The 2,077-nt window shown below is 57.0% G+C and carries 1 rRNA gene; it reads left to right on the top strand.

The features are described 5' to 3' along the window. Positions 1-301: 301 nt before the first annotated feature. Positions 302-1,826 (top strand): 16S ribosomal RNA (locus tag AC1DW8_RS22595). The last annotated feature ends 251 nt before the right edge of the window (positions 1,827-2,077 follow it).

Raw genomic sequence — 2,077 nt, 5'->3', positions numbered from 1 at the left:
GCGGGTAAGTTTGAAGGGTTGCCCCGGAGGCCTCCTCGTTGAGGTGGTTGATGGTGTGTGTCCGATTCTTGAGAACTCAACAGCGTGTCAAAAATCGATGCCAATTACCTCGTCCCGAGGCCTGGCCGGTTGATCTTCGTCCTCTAGTGGCGTGGTGACGGTCGTGGTTTTGGGCGAATTATCCTTTGGTTGAATTGAACTTCTAGCTTTTTGAGCTGGTTGTTCGACTTCAGTCAGGTTTTCGAGCCCTTCATGGGTTCAAAGTTTGCTCGTCCTCTTTTCGGGGGTGGGTGTTTGAACATCAACGGAGAGTTTGATCCTGGCTCAGGACGAACGCTGGCGGCGTGCTTAACACATGCAAGTCGAACGGTGATGACGGGAGCTTGCTCTTGTCTGATCAGTGGCGAACGGGTGAGTAACACGTGAGTAACCTGCCCCAGACTCTGGGATAACCCCGGGAAACCGGAGCTAATACCGGATATGACACCAACCTGCATGGGTATGGTGTGGAAAGTTTTTCGGTCTGGGATGGACTCGCGGCCTATCAGCTTGTTGGTGAGGTAGTGGCTCACCAAGGCGACGACGGGTAGCCGGCCTGAGAGGGCGACCGGCCACACTGGGACTGAGACACGGCCCAGACTCCTACGGGAGGCAGCAGTGGGGAATATTGCACAATGGGCGCAAGCCTGATGCAGCGACGCCGCGTGAGGGAYGACGGCCTTCGGGTTGTAAACCTCTTTCAGCAGGGAAGAAGCGAAAGTGACGGTACCTGCAGAAGAAGCACCGGCTAACTACGTGCCAGCAGCCGCGGTAATACGTAGGGTGCGAGCGTTGTCCGGAATTATTGGGCGTAAAGAGCTTGTAGGTGGTTTGTCGCGTCTGCTGTGAAAATCCGAGGCTCAACCTCGGACTTGCAGTGGGTACGGGCAGACTAGAGTGTGGTAGGGGAGACTGGAATTCCTGGTGTAGCGGTGGAATGCGCAGATATCAGGAGGAACACCGATGGCGAAGGCAGGTCTCTGGGCCATTACTGACACTGAGAAGCGAAAGCATGGGGAGCGAACAGGATTAGATACCCTGGTAGTCCATGCCGTAAACGTTGGGAACTAGGTGTGGGTCTCATTCCACGAGATCCGTGCCGCAGCTAACGCATTAAGTTCCCCGCCTGGGGAGTACGGCCGCAAGGCTAAAACTCAAAGGAATTGACGGGGGCCCGCACAAGCGGCGGAGCATGCGGATTAATTCGATGCAACGCGAAGAACCTTACCAAGGCTTGACATACACCGGAATCACTCAGAGATGGGTGCGTCTTCGGACTGGTGTACAGGTGGTGCATGGTTGTCGTCAGCTCGTGTCGTGAGATGTTGGGTTAAGTCCCGCAACGAGCGCAACCCTCGTTCTATGTTGCCAGCACGTCATGGTGGGGACTCATAGGAGACTGCCGGGGTCAACTCGGAGGAAGGTGGGGATGACGTCAAATCATCATGCCCCTTATGTCTTGGGCTTCACGCATGCTACAATGGCCGGTACAAAGGGCTGCGAAACCGCGAGGTGGAGCGAATCCCAAAAAACCGGTCTCAGTTCGGATTGGGGTCTGCAACTCGACCCCATGAAGTCGGAGTCGCTAGTAATCGCAGATCAGCAACGCTGCGGTGAATACGTTCCCGGGCCTTGTACACACCGCCCGTCAAGTCACGAAAGTCGGTAACACCCGAAGCCGGTGGCCCAACTGTTYACAGAGGGAGCCGTCGAAGGTGGGACTGGCGATTGGGACTAAGTCGTAACAAGGTAGCCGTACCGGAAGGTGCGGCTGGATCACCTCCTTTCTAAGGAGCAACTCGCCCAGGCCGTCATGGTCTGTGGCGCAGTGGCCTCGCCACCGACGCATGCTCGGTGGGGGGTGCTCAAGGGTGGAACATCGATTACTTGACACCGTCCTGGTGTCTCTCACAAGTACAAGCCGGCAGCTCCCYTCGCGGGGGTTGCGTCCCCTTCCGGGGGGTGCGGCAGTGGAACGTGGGGGATGGCGGGTGCGGTGTCTGACACGTTGTTGGGTCCTGAAGGATCGGACGACACC

Source organism: Terrabacter sp. P2_E3, assembly GCF_056403915.1.
Note: the sequence above shows the minus strand (reverse complement) of the source record. Positions and strands in the feature narration are given on the sequence as shown.